We start from the raw sequence: 16,673 nt of genomic DNA, 5'->3' as shown, positions 1-16,673 counted from the left end.
CGCAGTTTACCTTTCATGGTGTCACCTTTGACTTCTTTTATCTACATATTTATTTTCCATAAGCGATTTCCAGTGCATTCAGGAAATCATGAATAATATCTTCTTCCTCTTCAATACCAACGGAAACACGAAGCAGTCCATTGGTAATTCCCATTTTTAATCTTTCCTCTTCCGGAACATTCTCGTGTGAGGAAAGCGGCGGATAGGAAAGTGTGGTTCTGTATCCTCCAAGTGTCATGGCATAATGCGCAAGATTCATACTTCTCAGGAACAGGTTCATCTTCTCTCTGTCTTCATCAATTTCAAAACTGAGTATTCCGCCATAATATGGTCCGAATTCTTTCTCTGCAGTGCTGTGTTGTTTATGAGAAACAAGTCCCGGATAATTTACTTTCTTTACATAGGGTGATTTCTCCAGTGCTGCTGCCAGAGCTTCCGCATTTTTGCTTTGCTTCTTGATTCTAAGATCCAATGTACGGATTCCTCTGCAAATCAGCCATGATGAAAATGGATCTGACTGTGAACCGATCAATACCTGCAAATCATGGATCTTATTGATCATCTCTGCACTTCCTGTAGCTGCCCCGCATACTGCATCGGAATGACCATTTGCAAACTTTGTAAGACTGTTTACAACAATATCTGCACCCAGTTTCAAAGGTTGAACCAGAGCGCCTGTCATAAATGTATTATCTACAATAAGTATCGCATGATTCTCATGTGCGATATCTGCAACTGCCTTAAGATCAGGAACCTCCACCAGCGGATTGGATACTGTTTCTGTATATAACATTACTGTATTCGGCTGGATTTTTGACTTTACATCTTCCAGATTGGTAAAATCTGCATAGGATGTTTCCACTTTATATTTCTTTAAGATATCTTCAAATATCTCAATGGATTCTCCATACAAAGTTCTGTCTGAAAGAATATGATCTCCGGCTTTTGTTTTCGTTATGATCGCACTTGAAATTGCTGCCATACCTGATGAACAGGAAACTGAAGCTTCCCCTCCCTCCAGACAGCTGATAAGCTCATTCAATGCTGTTCTGTTTGGATTCCGGTTTCTGTTATAGCAGTATCCGCTTACATCATATCTTCTCTGCAGATCTTCAAGATCATTTACATTATGTGCAGTAGACATATGAATAGGAAGTGCTTCCGGATGGGTAGTTTCCAAATTGAAATAGGCTCCTTCATTCAGCAGCCTCGTTTCAAACTGCCAGCTTTCCTCAATTTTACCTACCATAGCAAAATCCTCCTTGTATGATATCGCCCGCAATATTATATAAGAAATGATTCATGTATTCTCTCTACTTAGTCAGGCGGATAAAATAAAAAAGCAAAGTACACCTTTCCCAAGGCGCCTTTGCCATACTTCTTACATATTATTACAAACTTTTTATTTCTATCAAGCACTATCTTTTTTCATCTCTTGCTTTCGACACGCTTATCATAAACTCTGTTTCTGTAACAGAGTCAAGGGCAAATTTTATTTTTGTAAAATGTGCTTGACTCTTACTCTGTAACAGATTGTATAACAGATACAAAATATACAAAAAATTCAGGAGGCAAATCACTATGAGTATTATAAAATTATTCTATCGTAATCCATCTGCCCCACAAAAGGCTTCCTCTGAAACAGGTATCGACTTCTGTACCGGATCTCTATTAAAAAAAATACTGATATTTTCTTTCCCTCTGATCATAACAAATGTGCTTCAGCTTCTTTTTAATGCTACTGCCATGATCATTGTAGGACAATTTAATGGTGATCAGGCTCTGGCAGCTGTTGGTTCCACGTCCTCTCTTGTTTCATTGCTCGTCAGTGTTTTTAACGGAATTTCTGTGGGTGCCGGGGTGATCGCAGCCAATTATTTCGGAGCACGCAATAAAGATGCTGTCTCAAAAACAGTTCATACCTCTATTATCATGTCTGTATTTCTGGGAATACTGCTGCTTTTTACAGGACAGTTCTTTTCACGCCAGATTCTTATCCTTATGAACTCTCCTGCAAATGTTATTGATCTGTCAACCCTGTATCTACGCTGTTGCTTCTATTGTATGCCTGCTTTTATGGTCTACAATTTCGGAAGTGCACTTATACGTGCTTCCGGTGACTCCAGACATCCACTCTATTATCTTACATTCTGTGGACTGGTCAATGTACTTCTCAGCTTTCTTTTCGTAGGAGTCTTCCGGCTCAGCGTGGCAGGAGCCGGACTGGCAACTGTAATTTCCCAGTATATGTCTGCATTCCTTATTATCAACCGGCTCAGGAATGACCAAAACTGTTTTCAGCTTACCTGGAAAAAGCTACATTTTTCTTCCAGATATGGATACGAAATTTTTTAAGTTGGAGTTCCTATTGGTCTGAGAAGTGTAGCCATGCCAGTTTCCAATGTACTGATCCAGTCATCGATCAACAGCTTCGGTGCTGTAGTCATCGCCGGAAATTCAGCGGCAGTCAGTCTGGAAAATATGACCGTATTATTCACGCCTTTTATATATGTATGGTTTATGTTTCCATAGCAGCACTCTTCCTGGGCATTACAGTAAATATTTACAGTATCCCACTTCTTCATTTCTATACATCTGGTGAAGAAGCCCTTGCTGTGGGCATATTGCAGCTGCGTCTGGTAAACCTTCCTTATATTCTGTGCGGACTCATGGAAGTTTCCGGTGCTGTATTAAGTGGAACCGGACATTCTTTTCCGCCTATGATCATTTCCGTGATTGGTGTCATTGGCCTTCGTATCCTGTGGGTACTGACTTTTTTCCAGATACACCCTTCTCTTGAGTCCCTGTATCTGTCTTATCCGATTTCATGGGGTGTTACTTTTATCGGACAATATATCTGTTTACGGACCTTATGGAAAAAAATTGTGAAAGAAAATCAAATTAATGCTTGACTCTCTTTCTGTAACAAGGTTCTTTCTGTAACAAGGTTTATACCTTAGGTAACACATTTCAAAGCGATTTCAGTTTACCGGTTACAGACAAGTCGAGATACAGATGTTTTTATCTGCTTGACTCACTACAATCAGTAACACTATTTCACGAAACGGAGGATTATTATTATGGAAAAATTTGAATTTGATGACATTTCTTTCAGTGAAGATACACGAATTCTCTACGAAGGACACCATATAAACGGCATGAATCTGGCACCTGAAGCCTTTCCTTTATTTATGACAAGTGCTTTTAATATGGGCAACCTTGACGATGTAGAGCACACCTATGATACGAAAGGATACACTTATATCCGTACAAGAAACCCTAACAGAAAAGCTCTGGCTGATGTTCTTACCTATCTGGAACAGGGAAAAGATACTCTGATCTTTTCATCTGGTATGGGTGCGATCACTACTACTTATTTCGCTCTTCTCCAGCCTGGTGACCATATGATCTGCAATGAAAACATCTACGGTGAAACCTTCGATGCGATCACTTCTCTGGTGAAAAACTATGGAGTGACTACCACATTTGTTCCGTTTGATGATCTGGATGCAGTAAAAGCTGCTGTTCAGCCAAACACAAAAATGTTATATACAGAAGTTGCCAGCAATCCGACAGACCGTCTGTGCGATGTAGCTGCTATTGCAGAAATTGCACACGAGGCCGGAGCACTTCTTATGGTTGATAATACATTTACTACTCCAATCTGTATCAAACCACTTACTCTTGGTGCTGATATCGTAATCAACAGCCTGACAAAATTCCTGAATGGACATTCCGATGCACTTGCAGGTTCCATCACAGTTAAAGATATGGCTCTTTTTGAAAAAATCCATACTGTAAGAATGCTGACCGGAACTTCCGGATGCCCATTTGCATCCTTCCTGATCTTCCGTGGTATCCATACCGCCGAGCTTCGTATCAAAAAGCAGTGTGAAAATGCTGCAAAACTGGCTCTGGCTCTGGCAGATAACCCACATGTATCCGTCGTTAATCATCCTGCCGTAAGTATGCATCCGCAATACGAACTCGGAAAGAAGCTCTTCTCTTCCCCATATCTTGCGACCGGTATGTTCAGCTTTGAAATGCCGGATGACCGTGAAAAGATCAATGCATTCATGGATAAACTTCATATTGCGCACTATGCCCCAACCCTTGGAGGTATCCGCACAACACTTTCTTATCCTCTTCTTTCTTCACATATGCATGTCCCGGAAGAAGACCGCAAGAAAATGCATATCACCGGCGGTCTGATGCAAGTTTCCACAGGAATCGAAGATGCAGATGATCTGATTAAAGATTTCACAAATGCATTAAAAGTTTTTGACTAATTTCTCTTATATCGATATATTCCACCTCAAAAACAGAGAAAGAGACTATACAAAAAGTGGTCTCTTTCTCTGTTTTTATATCTATTCTCTTCTAAGTTCTGATATCAGGCTCATGAAATCCTGCCATCTTTCATTTCAAATACAGTATCAACGATATTCATAGTAGATTTTCTATGTGATACAAGTACTACAGTCTTTTTCTCTGACGCTTCCCGCAGAGATTTCAGGATGATTCCTTCATTCAGGGAATCCAGATTGGATGTTGGTTCGTCCATAAGGATCAACGGACTGTCATGTAAGAATGCCCTGGCGATTCCGATTCGCTGTTTTTCCCCGCCGGATAAGGTATCCCCCAATTCGCCTACTTCTGTGTCGTATCCTTTTGGAAGTTTCATTATAAAGTCGTGAATAGAAGCTTTCTTTGCTACTTCGATGATTGCTTCTCTGGAAGCCCCCGGACTACCTACTGCGATGTTGTTAGCAATGGAATCATGGAACAGATGAGTTTCCTGTGTTACGTAGCTTTCCATATCTCGCAGATGTCTGGTTTGGATTTTTCTTACATCTTCGCCATCTACGGATACGCTTCCCTGATTTACATCCCAGAAACGCATGAGCAGTTTCAGGAGTGTAGACTTGCCAGAACCGCTGGCTCCGTGGATACCGGTGATCTTGCCTGGCTCCAATTTCAGGGAATAATCATCCAGGATTGTTTCATTTTCGTAAGAAAAGGTAACATGCTGTGCTTCTGCACCTGAGAATACATTTACGCTGTTCTTTGCTCTGCCTGTTAAAATACCTCTCAAAATATATTTTTCTTTTTCCGGACTATTCTTTTGATTTCTTATATCCACATTCCCGGAGATTTCTTCCACCATGGGTGTTTCTTCCAATAAAGACAGAACTCTCTCTCCGCTTGCCAGCGTCTGATTCAGATTGTTGGACAGACTGGATAACGCTACCACTGGTCCAAATGAACCCATCATTGCAATGGTACAGGTCAGGATTCCCTCGAATCCGATTTCTCCTTTTCCGTAAAACCATACAGTCAGTGCCAGCATTCCAAAGGATGACAACAAAATTACCATATTGGTAAATGATCTCTGAGCACCTTCCATTTTGCTTAATTTCTCCTGCATTCCCGCCAGACTTCTGGAGCGCTCAGACATTTGTTCTTTTCGTTTCTCCCCCTGATCGTACTGAATTGTTTCATCCAGACCACGAAGGGAATCTAATACAAAACTGTTCAGTTCCCCGAATTTTGTGCGGAATTCCATTCCCATCTGGCTTCCACGTCTGCCGTTCCACATAGGGATCACGACTCCCACGATCAGATAAGCGGTCAGCGCAAGAAGTCCTGCCAGCCAGTGATATCTTCCGATAAATATCACCATGATCAGAGAAGTCAGGGTTGCAATGGCAATCGGTGATATTGTGTGTGCATAAAACACTTCCAGAAGTTCAATGTCTGTTGTAATGATAGAGATCAAATTCCCCTTATCCCTGCCTTCCAGCTTCGCAGGACAGAGCTTCCGCAGAGCTGCAAATACTTTGTGACGGATAATCGCCAGGAGTTTAAATGCAATAAAATGATTGCAGTATTGTTCTGCATAATGCAGGATTCCGCGGAAAACTGCTATGATGATCATTACAGTTATGATTGTTTTTACACTTCCTGCACCTCCGGCTATAAGCCCATGTACAATTGCCTGCCCTGCAAGAATAGTCAGAAAAATAGCACAGAGATATCCGGCTGTTCCCAGGATGATCGCCGCCAGCATGATATGAAGCAATGGTTTCACCAGACCGATCAGGCTTCCCATAATTGAGATAGCACTTCTGCGTTTTTTCGTTACAGCCGCTCCATATGATGCTGTGCTTTCATTCACCATCTTCTTTTGTACTGTACTTTTCTGTATGCTTTTTTTATTCGTATCAGACATCCACAGGATCCTCCTTTCCATAGTTCTCCAATGCCATCTGGCTGTCATACAGATATCTGTATTCACCATTCAATTGCATCAGCTCTTCATGTTTTCCACTTTCTTTTATTTCCCCGTCTTTCAGGAAATAAATCTGGTCGGAATTTACCACATTTGCCAGTCGATGTGAGATCAGAAGTACTGTCTTTGTTCTTGCAAGCTGGTGGATCACATCCATGATCAGTTCTTCACTCTCCACATCAATATTGGAAGCAGCCTCATCAAAAATATATACTGCCGAGTCTCTGAGTAATGTTCTGGCAATCGCCAGCCTCTGGCATTGCCCGCCGGACAGGTTGCTCGCCTTTTCCAGCAGTTTCGTCTGCAGTCCGTCCTGAGTCTGCAGAAATCCCAGGAGATTTACCTTCTCAAGAACTTCCTTCATTTCCGCTTCTGTTGCGTCCGGCTTTGCCATGCGAAGATTCTCTTCTACAGTTCCCTTAAACAAATAACTGTTATGGCAAACCAGTACCACATGTCTCATCAGATCTGTTTCCTTCACCTTGGAAAGCGGCACACCGCCAATGGTAATCTCTCCGGTAAATCCTCTGTTCTTTGCAGAAATGATCCCTGCGATCGTGCTCTTTCCGCATCCGGATTCTCCTACCAGAGACACAAAGCTTCCCACCGGAAGGTACAGATCAATTCCTTTCAAAATCTCTCTGTCTTCTTCATATGCGAAATGTACATTCTTAAAGGAGATATCCAATGATCCATCAGGCAGAATCTTCTCTCCTGTCTGTGGTTCCGGTAAATCTAATATCTTAAAAATCTTGTCACTTGCCGCCATACCATTCATTGCAATATGGAAAAAAGATCCCAAAAGTCTTAATGGCAGAAAGAATTCACTTGCCAGAAGAACTATACATAAAGTTCCGGAAATGCTGATATTTCCTTTTAGAAATTCAGATACTGCCACTGCCATACCAATTGCCGCACCGCCATATGCCACAATGTCCATCACACTGGTGGAATTGAGCTGCATAGTCAGAACTTTCATGGTAATTCTGCGGAAGTTCTGGGATTCTACATCCATCTCATCTGCTTTCTGCTGGTCTGCCTGATAAATTTTCAGGGTTGTCAGTCCCTGCAGATTTTCCAGGAATGAATCCCCAAGTCCTGTATAAATACTCCAGTATTTGTTCAATAACTTCTTTGCGATTTTCTGTACTGCCACAATGGAAATCGGAATCAGCGGTACACAGATCAGAAGGATCACACTGGCTTTCAGGCTTACTCTGCAGAGAATGATAAACAATGTCAGCGGTGCAATCAGACTGTAGAATAACTGCGGAAGATATTTTCCGAAATAAGTTTCCAGTTGCTCTACGCCTTCTGTTGATACCTGAACTACTTCTGAAGAAGATACCTGTTCATTGTAGGATGCCCCCAGTTTCAGCATTTTTTCATAAATTTTTTCACGCAGGATACGCTTCACATCTACGCATGCCAGATAGGATGATCTCGCCCCCATCCGCTCACAGACAAACCGGATGATTACTACCAGAATCAGCGTAATTATTGTGCATTCAACAGCTGTTGTTGTCACATTCTGATATACGACCTTTTCCAGTAAATCTGCAATCGAAAAAACTGCCAGTACCTGTGACAGAAGTGCCGCCCACTGCCACAGAATCGTATACATAATATACTTTTTCGCATGGGATAATAGCCCCACCAGTCTTGTTTTTATCATGAGTTTTTTACCTTTTACTCTCTCTTTTATGTTATCTCTTACATTACTTTTTGTATTAACGTTGTGCTGTCTTTATGTTATCTTTTCTGTCTACTTCCGCGCTTCTGTTTTGCTACATATCAGATGCCATATCGCAAGGATCGGGTGATACAGCAACATTCTCGGTCCGGAGAATCGCATCACCTGACGGATCTGTTCTCTTTTTTCCGGCTTATAACAATGCACCTTACAATTCGCACAGAATGTCTTTTCTTCCATAAATGGACACTTCTGGCTTCTGAATTTTGCATAATCAGAAAGCTCCTGACAGACAGGGCACATCTGTCTGCCCTGCCGCTCCTCGTTGGAATGATTCTTTCGGCAATATAATCGGATCATTTCTTCCACAACATACTGCTCTTTCTGACGTTTCTTTTCCACCTTATTCATCTTATTTAGCACTTTCCAGCACACTAGTTTCCGGTTTTATAGTTTGCACTCTAAAAAAGAAGTATAACATATGGCAGACCCAGACCACCACCAGACAAATCCTGCCAATGGGTACATTTTTCATACACAGGAATCCAATACTCATGATCACGGTCACTGTTCCCACAATGCGGAGCTTTGTTCCCATTGTCATTGCTCTTTTCTGTACAAAACTATCGAGATGTTTCTTATATAAACCGGTTCCAAGGAACCAGGAATGGAGCTTTTCTGAACTTTTTGCAAAGCAGAACAACGTCGCCATATAAAACGGAACTGTCGGCAGAATCGGCAGTACAATTCCCACTGTGCCCAGGCCCAGACATAAAAATCCCAGTATCATCCAAAAGATTTTGAGTGTATGTTTCATAATTTTCTCCATCCTTTTCTATATCTTCTCTATCCGGTTATCTATTACTAACCGCCAGATCATTGTATCAGCATCATTTGGTTAGTGTCAACTAATTTTTGTAGTTTCGTTCCTTATGAGAACGGTTTATGAATTTCTGAAATACCTGTAAAATCAGATTTTTGTCATAATTGTGCATAATAAAAAGGCCGAACTTTCTTCATTTCGACCTTTAATCCTACATCCAGAATGTCAGCACTGCTGTACTCTCCGGCATATGTGCGTTTCCAATATTACAGGCAACAGTAATGTGAACTGTGCCCTTTACATTTCCCATCCTGCCACGGAAAAAATGACAGGCACTGAGCGGAATCCTCAGATGTCCATCCTTTATGACCGCTTCATAAAGCTGTCCCTGCTTCTCATATTTCAAAGAAGAAATATGTCCCCACATCCTGGTTCCGTCAATTCTGGATCGTCCATGAACCTCCCGGATTTTCAGTTCCAGCCAGCTTCCGCGTGTATTATTTCGAATAAGTGCAAGATGCTCAAATCCCTGATGAGCCATGGAAATCCTGGTTTCACTGTTTCTGCTCATCTGATGAACCGCAATCCCAACCTGAAACTTTCCTTTCTCCAATATTTTCTCAATAAAATATGCGTTTGACTCCCTGCTGTATTGACTATCCTGGGTCTCTTCATGACTCTTATCCTGTTCCGCAGTCTTTCTCCCATTCCTTATCATAGTCCTCAGCAGATTATAATCCACATTCTCGATCAACTGCCTCATCTTCTCCGGAATCTCTTTATCCGGAATATTCATCGCCTTCAGATACAGCTTCACATCCCGCAGAAGTTTCTTGTAAATCAGTAAAGCATGCGTTCCCTCGGTAGTAAACTCATATTTCTCCGTCAGATATCCTCTCTCCATGCACTCTTTAAAGAAACGACTGACCGGACCATGACTCACCCCGCAGATGTCTGCGATCATTGTAACACTCCCACGCTTTTTCCCCACCTTTTCCAGTTCCATAAGATACTGGATCTGAAGCATTGAGGGATGCAGAAGATTCACACTATCCTGTTTATTCATGCCCCTTATCCCTCCGACTTCCAGATATGTACATCAAGTTCCCGGCTGTTCCAGTCAACAGGCTTCTCACCTTTTCTCGTAAATGCAATCAACGCGACTCCCTCTATAATCGGATCCTGACATCGGGTTAGAAACTTAAATGCACCAGATGGTATCCGGGGATTTCCCATTCTCTCTTCCGCCTGCATCCATCCCTGTTCCGGATCTTTGTACCATAAATTCTGAGATGATGCCTCGCCTTCCCTTTTAATCAGTTCAAAACTGCTCTCATCTTCAGTAACATTCAGACAGATATTCTCAGAAAAACGTTTAAATTCCCTGGCAAATCTTCTCGGACACGTCTTCTCTATCTGGTAGATTCCCATGAGAAACTGATAACTCCCCTGCCGGTACCAGCTACGCAGATCCGACTGCTTCAAAATCCTCTCAAAAGTATCTCCATAATCCACAAAATTGCAGATCTGCTGAACCGTCTCCTCACTGATCACATGCTCCATGCGACAGGCATCCTCTTTTGCCTTCTCCTCTGAAACACCGACAAACTGCAAAAACTGCGTCAGGATTTCATGACGATATTGAAATTCCTCACCTGTAATCTTCCCAAGCTCCGTAAGAAAAATCCCTGATTCAGCTCCTCTCCCCTGCAACCCTGTATGCGTGTCTTTCTCCCTGATAACATATCCATGAATCTTCAATTGTTTCAGATAAAAATTAACTTCTCTTCTGCTCATATCCATACGGCTGCATAACTCCTCAACCGTAATCTCTGCTCCTGCATTCGCAATCAGACAAATCTGCTCCAACATGTCTTCCTCAATCTCACGTCGTGAGGATGGAAGCTGAGTATCCGTTTCCTTTATTTCTTCAAAATCAGTTTGCATCAGTTTTTTCATTTTAATCCCGCCTGAATTATTCTATAGCAATTTTCTCTCCAAGTACCTTATATCAAAAGGTTAGTTTTGGCTAATTTGTATTATATGAACAATTCTGCGTTACTGTCAAGCCAATTCTGTGTTTCTGTTTTTTATACAAACTGATTGATTTTATATCTCACCCTTTTTTAATTTTCGTTCTAACTCTAAAACTTCTTTTCTGCACAATTCTATTGCATCATTACAGGCTTCCACATCATCACCATCTATCTCTATGCTATCGTCACCAGGATATCTGGTTGAAAAATAAAAACCATCTATCATTCTCATATGTGTCTGCGTATTTTTTGAAAACTCTGCTCCCATATTTCCTCTTAGAAATTTCATCAGTCTGTTCAGACTATGTGTACGCAAAATATTTTCAAAATCTTTCTGTTGCATAGCATCATCCGGTTTATAGTATTCTGAGATCAGATGCTTCATATATTTTTCGCATATTCCCTGTGCCATGGCACCCATCATATTTGCAACTATCCCCGCATCATAAGAAGCCTTAAAATATTGAAAATCATTTTCTGCAAAATCAAAATAACTGTTTAAGGCCATATCTGAATTCCCTCCTTTCGCACATTTATATAATACAGCATTTTATTCCTTTTCCAGTCATCGCCAACTACAATTTTCAGATCCGTTTCTGCATCATCCAATTCCTCAGAGGATACTTCTGATTTTAGAAGATAAAGATATTTTTTAAGTTCCGGCCGGGAACGGAATGACTCTGACAGTTCCAGAAACAGATCAACATCACTGCTATATTTCTCTTCTCCCCGTGCACAGCTGCCATACAGATATATTGTCTTAATATAAGGCCTTATGCATGATGACTGAATAGTTCGTAAAGCATACTCCGCTGCATCTCTCTGCCGTTTTGATCTGATACATGTCAGCATTTTCTATCCCTCCGTTTTCTCTGTATATTATTTCCAGATTATACTTACATTTTCTGCTTCAGGATTTCTTTGTAAAAAAATTATAACATTCCTTATCTTCTATGTCTATCTTCCATTTATCTGGTGAAAAATTAGAATGTATTATTGTTACTTTCTTTTATTTTCCTTCAAAGATCTGAGCGATCGGTGAATCTGCAGACAGTATCACTGTTTTGTCCTCACCTTTCATAGATGTTTTCAGCGCATCCAGGCTTCTTACAAATGAATAAAACTCACTCCTGTCCTCTTCTCCATAAGCCTGCGCAAGGATTTTCATATATTCCTGCTCACCCTCTGCCTCCAGAATCTCTGCCTGTTTTTTTGCATCAGAAATCTGGATTGCTACTTCTTTGTCCGTTTTATTTCGAATCACCTTTGCTTCAGAGTTTCCCTCTGCCTTGTAAGTCGCTGCAATATTATCCCGTTCAGAAATCATTCGTTCATACACAGCTTCCTTATTATCATCCGGCAGGTCCAGCTGCTTGGTTTCGAATTTAAGAAGCTCAATTCCATACTGATCCATGTTTGTTCCTATTGCCTCCATGACCATATCAGACAGTTCTCCGTCACGGCTTGTGATCACCTGATCCTGAGACATACTGCTGATCGCATTTTTGGTAGCATTATACACAGCAGTATTAATTCGGCTCTCACCACTTTCCACAGAAGAGTTTAATGTCTGTGCAAATTTAAGCGGATCGCTGATTTTCCAGAGAACATAACTGTCACTGATCATCGTTTTCTTATCTTTTGTAATTACATCAGATGCTGCAAGATCATACAGCAATGTTTCCTTTGGCAATGACTGTGTACTCTCTATAAACGGAATCTTAAAGCTGATTCCCGATGAACTGATCACCCTGTCGACCTTACCAAACTGACGGATCAGTTTGTATTCATTTTGCTGAGTTACTGTTACCGACGCTCCGACAGCTACAATCACTGCAGCCACACCAATTAATATTCCAATTTTCTTACCTTTCATAAATTAGTCCTCTCCAAAATTATATCTCTATCCTTCGTATTTCATTTACCAAAACACCTTTTATATGAAATATTTTCTGTCATTTCATTATTCATTCTCAGAATCATATCAAGCGGATATTCGCAATCCGCTTTGCTACTTGCTCATAACCGAATAACTGCTCCGCAGTTTACCAGAAGAAGCTTGCACTCCTCCTGATACAAGCAAGTCCCACCCACTACTCATTGCTTTTCGCAATTGAAGCAGGGGACTTACTTGATTCGGTTAAATCTTGCGTGTCCTGAGCAGGATCCGTGTTCAGTGTCTCTGTCGGATTCTCTGAACTGTTCCCTGTAAAAGAATCTAGCGGCAGAACCTTCTGCACTCCATCTCCATTATCAATCACAATCTTCATTCCCGGCAGCACATCTTCCATTGTCTCATAGAACATACGCTTCTTTGTGATCTCCGGATTCTTAACATACTCCTCATACATGGCATTAAAACGTGCAACCTCAGCTTCTGCTTCATTAATCCTTACCTGTTTCTGCGCCTCAGCATCCTGAATGATCTGGTCTGCTTCTGCCTCAGCCTCCGGAAGCTTTTCGTTTCTGTATTTATTGGCATTATTCAAAGCAGTTTCTTTTCCCTGCTTGGCAGTTTCTACTGCTTTAAATGCTTTCATAACTTCCTGTGTGGGCGGTTCTGAATCCTGGATTGTGATATTCACAAGCTGGATTCCCAGATTCTGTTCCTCCATCTGTTTCAATATCATTTCTTTGATCTTGCTCTGGATCTCACCTTTTCCGGTTGTAAGTACTTCATCCACATCATAGCTTGCGATTACTGTACGGATACAGCTTTGAGAAATATTTTTTAGAATATCTTCCGGTTCCTCTGAATTATAAAGATATTTTACCGGTTCTAAAATTCTGTACTCAACAAAGAAATCTACATCAATAAAGTTATAATCCGAGGTAATCATAATGCCCTCATTCTCAACCACCGAATTATCTCCCATACTATATCCAATAGGAAATCCCTGGATCGTTGTATTTACTTTCTGTACTTTCTGTATAAAAGGAATCTTAAAATGCAGTCCTGTTTCTGCCACTGCCTTCGGCACTCCGAAAGTTGTCAGTACTGCCTGTTCCTGCTCCTGGATCTGATAGGTAGCATCTCCTGCAAGCCCTGCAATAATCACCAACCCTGCTGTTCCTATTACAATACGTTTTACATGTTTTCCCGGTTTCTGTAATTTTTTAAATGGATTTACTTTTTCGTTCACTTTTCTCCTCCGTTTCACCATTTGACATAAGTAAATATTTTGCTTCTAAAAATTTCTGAAGAAAAGAAAAAGACTTTCATTTCAGACATAAGATGAACTCTTCTCTTAATGTCTAAAACAAAAGTCTTGCCGATTATATCATAATGCGGGCATTCTTAATCTGCCGTTCTGACGCATTTATGTACCATTTATAGGAAAAACAAGTCCAGTTCTTCATAACGATGGCCGCTACTCCCTTTTCTTTGAGCAGCATCATATCATAACTATTTACAAAATGCAAGAAATATTTTTCTCAAACGCCCCATACAGTCCTCAGCGTTTCCAAATCCTTATTTATAATTTGCATCTGATTCTGCTCATTACATTTTCTCAACGGAAGCAGGTTATAATAATTCTCAATGATGATCCATCCTTCATAGCCATGTTTTTTCAGGATTTCCATCTGAGGGAAGAAATCTGTGTTTCCCTCTCCCAGCAGACAGCCGCCTGGTTCATTGATACCATCTTTTACATGAAGCTGACTATCCATATATGGATAAAGTCCCTCCAACTGTTCGCACTGATCCATGTTAAAATTAAATCTGAAATTCTGTGTATCAAAGTGTATTGTCAGATTCGGCATATTAATTTCTTTCAGAAGCTGAATCTGTTCTTTATAATCCAACGCATTTTCTGTCATAACAGTAATATCTTTCTTTTCTGCTTTTTCGCAAATAAATCTCAGTGCATCCTTTGTTGCTTCTACATGAGATTCTTCTGTAATCAGATTTCCAAGGAAGTTTGGAACCATGATCTTGGATATTCCTATTTCTGCTGCTACCTGAACTGCCAATTCCATCTGGTCATACGCGATCTTTCCATTCTCTGTATCTTTTCCATGGATAAATTCATGATCCATCACATCATTAAGAACAATAGACGGATATTCGATTCCTAACCTGTTTCCCTCTTCAAGATACGCTTCCTGAACCTGTTTCTGAGCTAACGGATAACCCCATTCATAACTTCCAAGTTCAAGTTGAATTCCATCCAGTCCAGCTTCCTTTGCAATCTGTGGTCCAAAATATCCACCACCAGGAAGTCCCCATGCCACACAGCCAAATTTAATCTTTTTCTCCATATATGCCACCTACTCTAAATTTGCATGATGCTTAAACATTTCTTCTTCTGTTTTTCCAAGTTTCTTCATAAGAATCATAATAACTGCATCATAAACGATCCAACTCATCTGTTCAAACGCATTTCCCATAGGCTGAGCAGATTCACTTGTATCTTCCAGATTACTCTTTGGAGTTGCACCCGGGATTACGATACAGCTTTCACATACCTTACCAATGGAAGCTTCCGGATGAATTGTTACTGTCACAACAGATGCTCCTGCTTCTTTTGCTTTATTTGCCATAACAATCAAACTGTCAGTTTCTCCTGAACCTGAACTGATAATAAGAAGATCTTTTTTTTCAATTGCCGGTGTTGTCGGTTCTCCCACAAAGAATACTTCCAACCCCAAATGCATCAGGCGATTTGCAAACCCTCTTGCTACAAACCCAGAACGTCCAGCTCCTGCTACAAAAATATGCCTAGCTTTAATAATCTCATTAGCAAACTTTTCAAGTGAAGAAGAAGAAATATGTTTTGCATTTTCTGTCAATTCTTCAAGAATTTCCTCCAGTATAACTGAATTTTCCATTTCTATCATCTCCTTTTCCATTGCCTTTTTATTCAGGCTTTTATTTTTCTGGAAAATTTGAATCCGGTCTGTTTAAACCAGTCAATATAAACTGCAATCAGAATTACAATACCCTGTACAATATACTGCCAAGAAGAGTCAATACCAAGAAGGTTCATACCATTTTTCAGAACACCGATTACAATTGCACCGATAACAGTTCCTGCGATGGTACCACGACCTCCGTTCATACTTGTTCCACCAAGAACAACTGCAGAAATCGCATCCATTTCAGCTCCGTCTCCCAGTGTCATCATTGCAGTAAAAGTACGTCCTACTGTAAGGATTCCTGCTAAAGATGCAAGTAACGCACTATATACAAATACGAAAAATGTAACCTTTTTTACATTAATACCAGAATATTCAGCAGCCTGTTTATTACCACCAACTGCATAAATATGACGGCCTAATTTTGTTTTATTAAGGATAAAAGAAGAAACTGCAATTACTGCAACAATACAATATAACTGAATCGGAATTCCAAAGATAGTACCCATTCCCCAAAAAGTATAGCTGTCATCAAGAACAGAAATTGTCTGAGCCTTTGTATAAACACGGGCAATACCACGACCGATATTCATCATTGCAAGAGTAACGATAAATGCCGGAATATTTGTAGAAGAAACAATGTAACCGTTAATAAGACCAATTACAACTCCAGCAAGGATTCCTCCAAGGATACCAACATAAACAGGAAGTCCATTCCATGAAATGAGTCCTGCACTGATACATCCTGAAACCGCAATTACTGATCCTACAGAAAGATCAATTCCTGCAAGCAGAATTACGAAAGTCATTCCACATGCCAGAAACAAATTGATTGTAATCTGTCTGACTACATTAAATAAGTGTGAATCCATAACTTGAATTTTGGGCGCACTTTCCCCTTGGTGGAAAAAGTCTTTTTTTAAAGCTTATTGGGCTTGTGCAGCACACTGCTGCTGTATAAGTTTTAAT

18 protein-coding genes are annotated in these 16,673 nt (G+C 40.6%); 3 read left to right on the top strand and 15 right to left on the bottom strand.

Annotated features, from left to right (window positions below):
* Positions 1-49: 49 nt before the first annotated feature.
* Entirely contained in the window at positions 50-1,249 is a 1,200-nt protein-coding gene (locus tag ACTNES_RS08725; RefSeq protein ID WP_441039123.1) for a trans-sulfuration enzyme family protein, read from the bottom strand.
* 332 nt (positions 1,250-1,581) lie between these two features.
* On the opposite strand from ACTNES_RS08725, the gene ACTNES_RS08720 reads away from it, so the two are divergent.
* Positions 1,582-2,355 carry an MATE family efflux transporter gene (locus ACTNES_RS08720; protein ID WP_441039122.1) on the top strand — a complete coding sequence of 258 codons (774 nt, stop codon included), beginning with the start codon at positions 1,582-1,584 and terminating at the stop codon, positions 2,353-2,355.
* On the opposite strand, the gene ACTNES_RS08715 is transcribed toward ACTNES_RS08720, so the two are convergent.
* Positions 2,352-2,585, bottom strand: coding sequence for a hypothetical protein (locus ACTNES_RS08715; protein WP_441039134.1), 234 nt, complete (start codon positions 2,583-2,585; stop codon positions 2,352-2,354). The two genes, ACTNES_RS08720 and ACTNES_RS08715, sit on opposite strands and share 4 nt — an antisense overlap.
* On the opposite strand from ACTNES_RS08715, the gene ACTNES_RS08710 reads away from it, so the two are divergent.
* Complete coding sequence (locus tag ACTNES_RS08710) at positions 2,514-2,912, top strand: hypothetical protein (RefSeq protein ID WP_441039121.1); 399 nt, start codon at positions 2,514-2,516, stop codon at positions 2,910-2,912. The genes ACTNES_RS08715 and ACTNES_RS08710 overlap by 72 nt on opposite strands.
* A 168-nt stretch (positions 2,913-3,080) precedes the next feature.
* The gene (locus ACTNES_RS08705) at positions 3,081-4,289 is read left to right on the top strand and encodes an aminotransferase class I/II-fold pyridoxal phosphate-dependent enzyme (RefSeq protein WP_441039120.1); all 1,209 of its coding nucleotides are present in this window, start codon (positions 3,081-3,083) and stop codon (positions 4,287-4,289) included.
* Between the two features lie 110 nt (positions 4,290-4,399).
* Here ACTNES_RS08705 and ACTNES_RS08700 read toward each other — a convergent pair whose 3' ends face one another.
* The 13 genes from ACTNES_RS08700 to ACTNES_RS08640 all read right to left on the bottom strand — a co-directional run bounded on the left by ACTNES_RS08700 (position 4,400) and on the right by ACTNES_RS08640 (position 16,576).
* Positions 4,400-6,181, bottom strand: a complete 1,782-nt coding sequence (locus ACTNES_RS08700; RefSeq protein WP_441039133.1) for an amino acid ABC transporter ATP-binding/permease protein — start codon at positions 6,179-6,181, stop codon at positions 4,400-4,402.
* Between the two features lie 43 nt (positions 6,182-6,224).
* The gene (locus ACTNES_RS08695) at positions 6,225-7,967 is read right to left on the bottom strand and encodes an ABC transporter ATP-binding protein/permease (protein ID WP_441039119.1); all 1,743 of its coding nucleotides are present in this window, start codon (positions 7,965-7,967) and stop codon (positions 6,225-6,227) included.
* Positions 7,968-8,057: 90 nt separating this feature from the next.
* On the bottom strand, positions 8,058-8,396 hold the full coding sequence (locus tag ACTNES_RS08690) for a nitrous oxide-stimulated promoter family protein (protein ID WP_441039118.1): 339 nt from the start codon (positions 8,394-8,396) through the stop codon (positions 8,058-8,060).
* A 1-nt stretch (position 8,397) separates the two neighbouring features.
* Entirely contained in the window at positions 8,398-8,802 is a 405-nt protein-coding gene (locus tag ACTNES_RS08685) for a YbaN family protein (protein ID WP_441039117.1), read from the bottom strand.
* 217 nt (positions 8,803-9,019) lie between these two features.
* A complete protein-coding gene (locus ACTNES_RS08680; protein WP_441039116.1) occupies positions 9,020-9,874 on the bottom strand; it encodes a hypothetical protein in 855 nt (284 codons plus the stop codon).
* A 5-nt stretch (positions 9,875-9,879) separates the two neighbouring features.
* Positions 9,880-10,767 carry a metal-dependent transcriptional regulator gene (locus tag ACTNES_RS08675; RefSeq protein ID WP_441039115.1) on the bottom strand — a complete coding sequence of 296 codons (888 nt, stop codon included), beginning with the start codon at positions 10,765-10,767 and terminating at the stop codon, positions 9,880-9,882.
* A 150-nt stretch (positions 10,768-10,917) separates the two neighbouring features.
* The gene (locus tag ACTNES_RS08670) at positions 10,918-11,352 is read right to left on the bottom strand and encodes a HEPN domain-containing protein (protein WP_441039114.1); all 435 of its coding nucleotides are present in this window, start codon (positions 11,350-11,352) and stop codon (positions 10,918-10,920) included.
* Entirely contained in the window at positions 11,343-11,696 is a 354-nt protein-coding gene (locus ACTNES_RS08665) for a nucleotidyltransferase domain-containing protein (protein WP_441039113.1), read from the bottom strand. The genes ACTNES_RS08670 and ACTNES_RS08665 overlap by 10 nt, the downstream gene beginning before the upstream one ends.
* A gap of 157 nt (positions 11,697-11,853) precedes the next feature.
* Positions 11,854-12,720, bottom strand: a complete 867-nt coding sequence (hflC, locus tag ACTNES_RS08660) for a protease modulator HflC (RefSeq protein ID WP_441039112.1) — start codon at positions 12,718-12,720, stop codon at positions 11,854-11,856.
* Between the two features lie 217 nt (positions 12,721-12,937).
* Positions 12,938-13,987, bottom strand: a complete 1,050-nt coding sequence (hflK, locus tag ACTNES_RS08655) for an FtsH protease activity modulator HflK (protein WP_441039111.1) — start codon at positions 13,985-13,987, stop codon at positions 12,938-12,940.
* Positions 13,988-14,279: 292 nt separating this feature from the next.
* Entirely contained in the window at positions 14,280-15,107 is an 828-nt protein-coding gene (locus tag ACTNES_RS08650; protein ID WP_055060590.1) for a sugar phosphate isomerase/epimerase family protein, read from the bottom strand.
* A 9-nt stretch (positions 15,108-15,116) separates the two neighbouring features.
* On the bottom strand, positions 15,117-15,677 hold the full coding sequence (hxlB, locus tag ACTNES_RS08645) for a 6-phospho-3-hexuloisomerase (RefSeq protein WP_055060589.1): 561 nt from the start codon (positions 15,675-15,677) through the stop codon (positions 15,117-15,119).
* A gap of 32 nt (positions 15,678-15,709) precedes the next feature.
* The gene (locus tag ACTNES_RS08640; RefSeq protein ID WP_441039110.1) at positions 15,710-16,576 is read right to left on the bottom strand and encodes an ABC transporter permease; all 867 of its coding nucleotides are present in this window, start codon (positions 16,574-16,576) and stop codon (positions 15,710-15,712) included.
* Positions 16,577-16,673 lie beyond the last annotated feature (97 nt).

Source organism: Blautia sp. HCP3S3_D9 (genome assembly GCF_052063845.1).
In the GTDB taxonomy this organism is placed as follows: domain Bacteria; phylum Bacillota; class Clostridia; order Lachnospirales; family Lachnospiraceae; genus Blautia_A.
The sequence above is the reverse complement of the archived record's forward strand: the minus strand, read 5'-3'. Positions and strand labels throughout refer to the sequence as shown.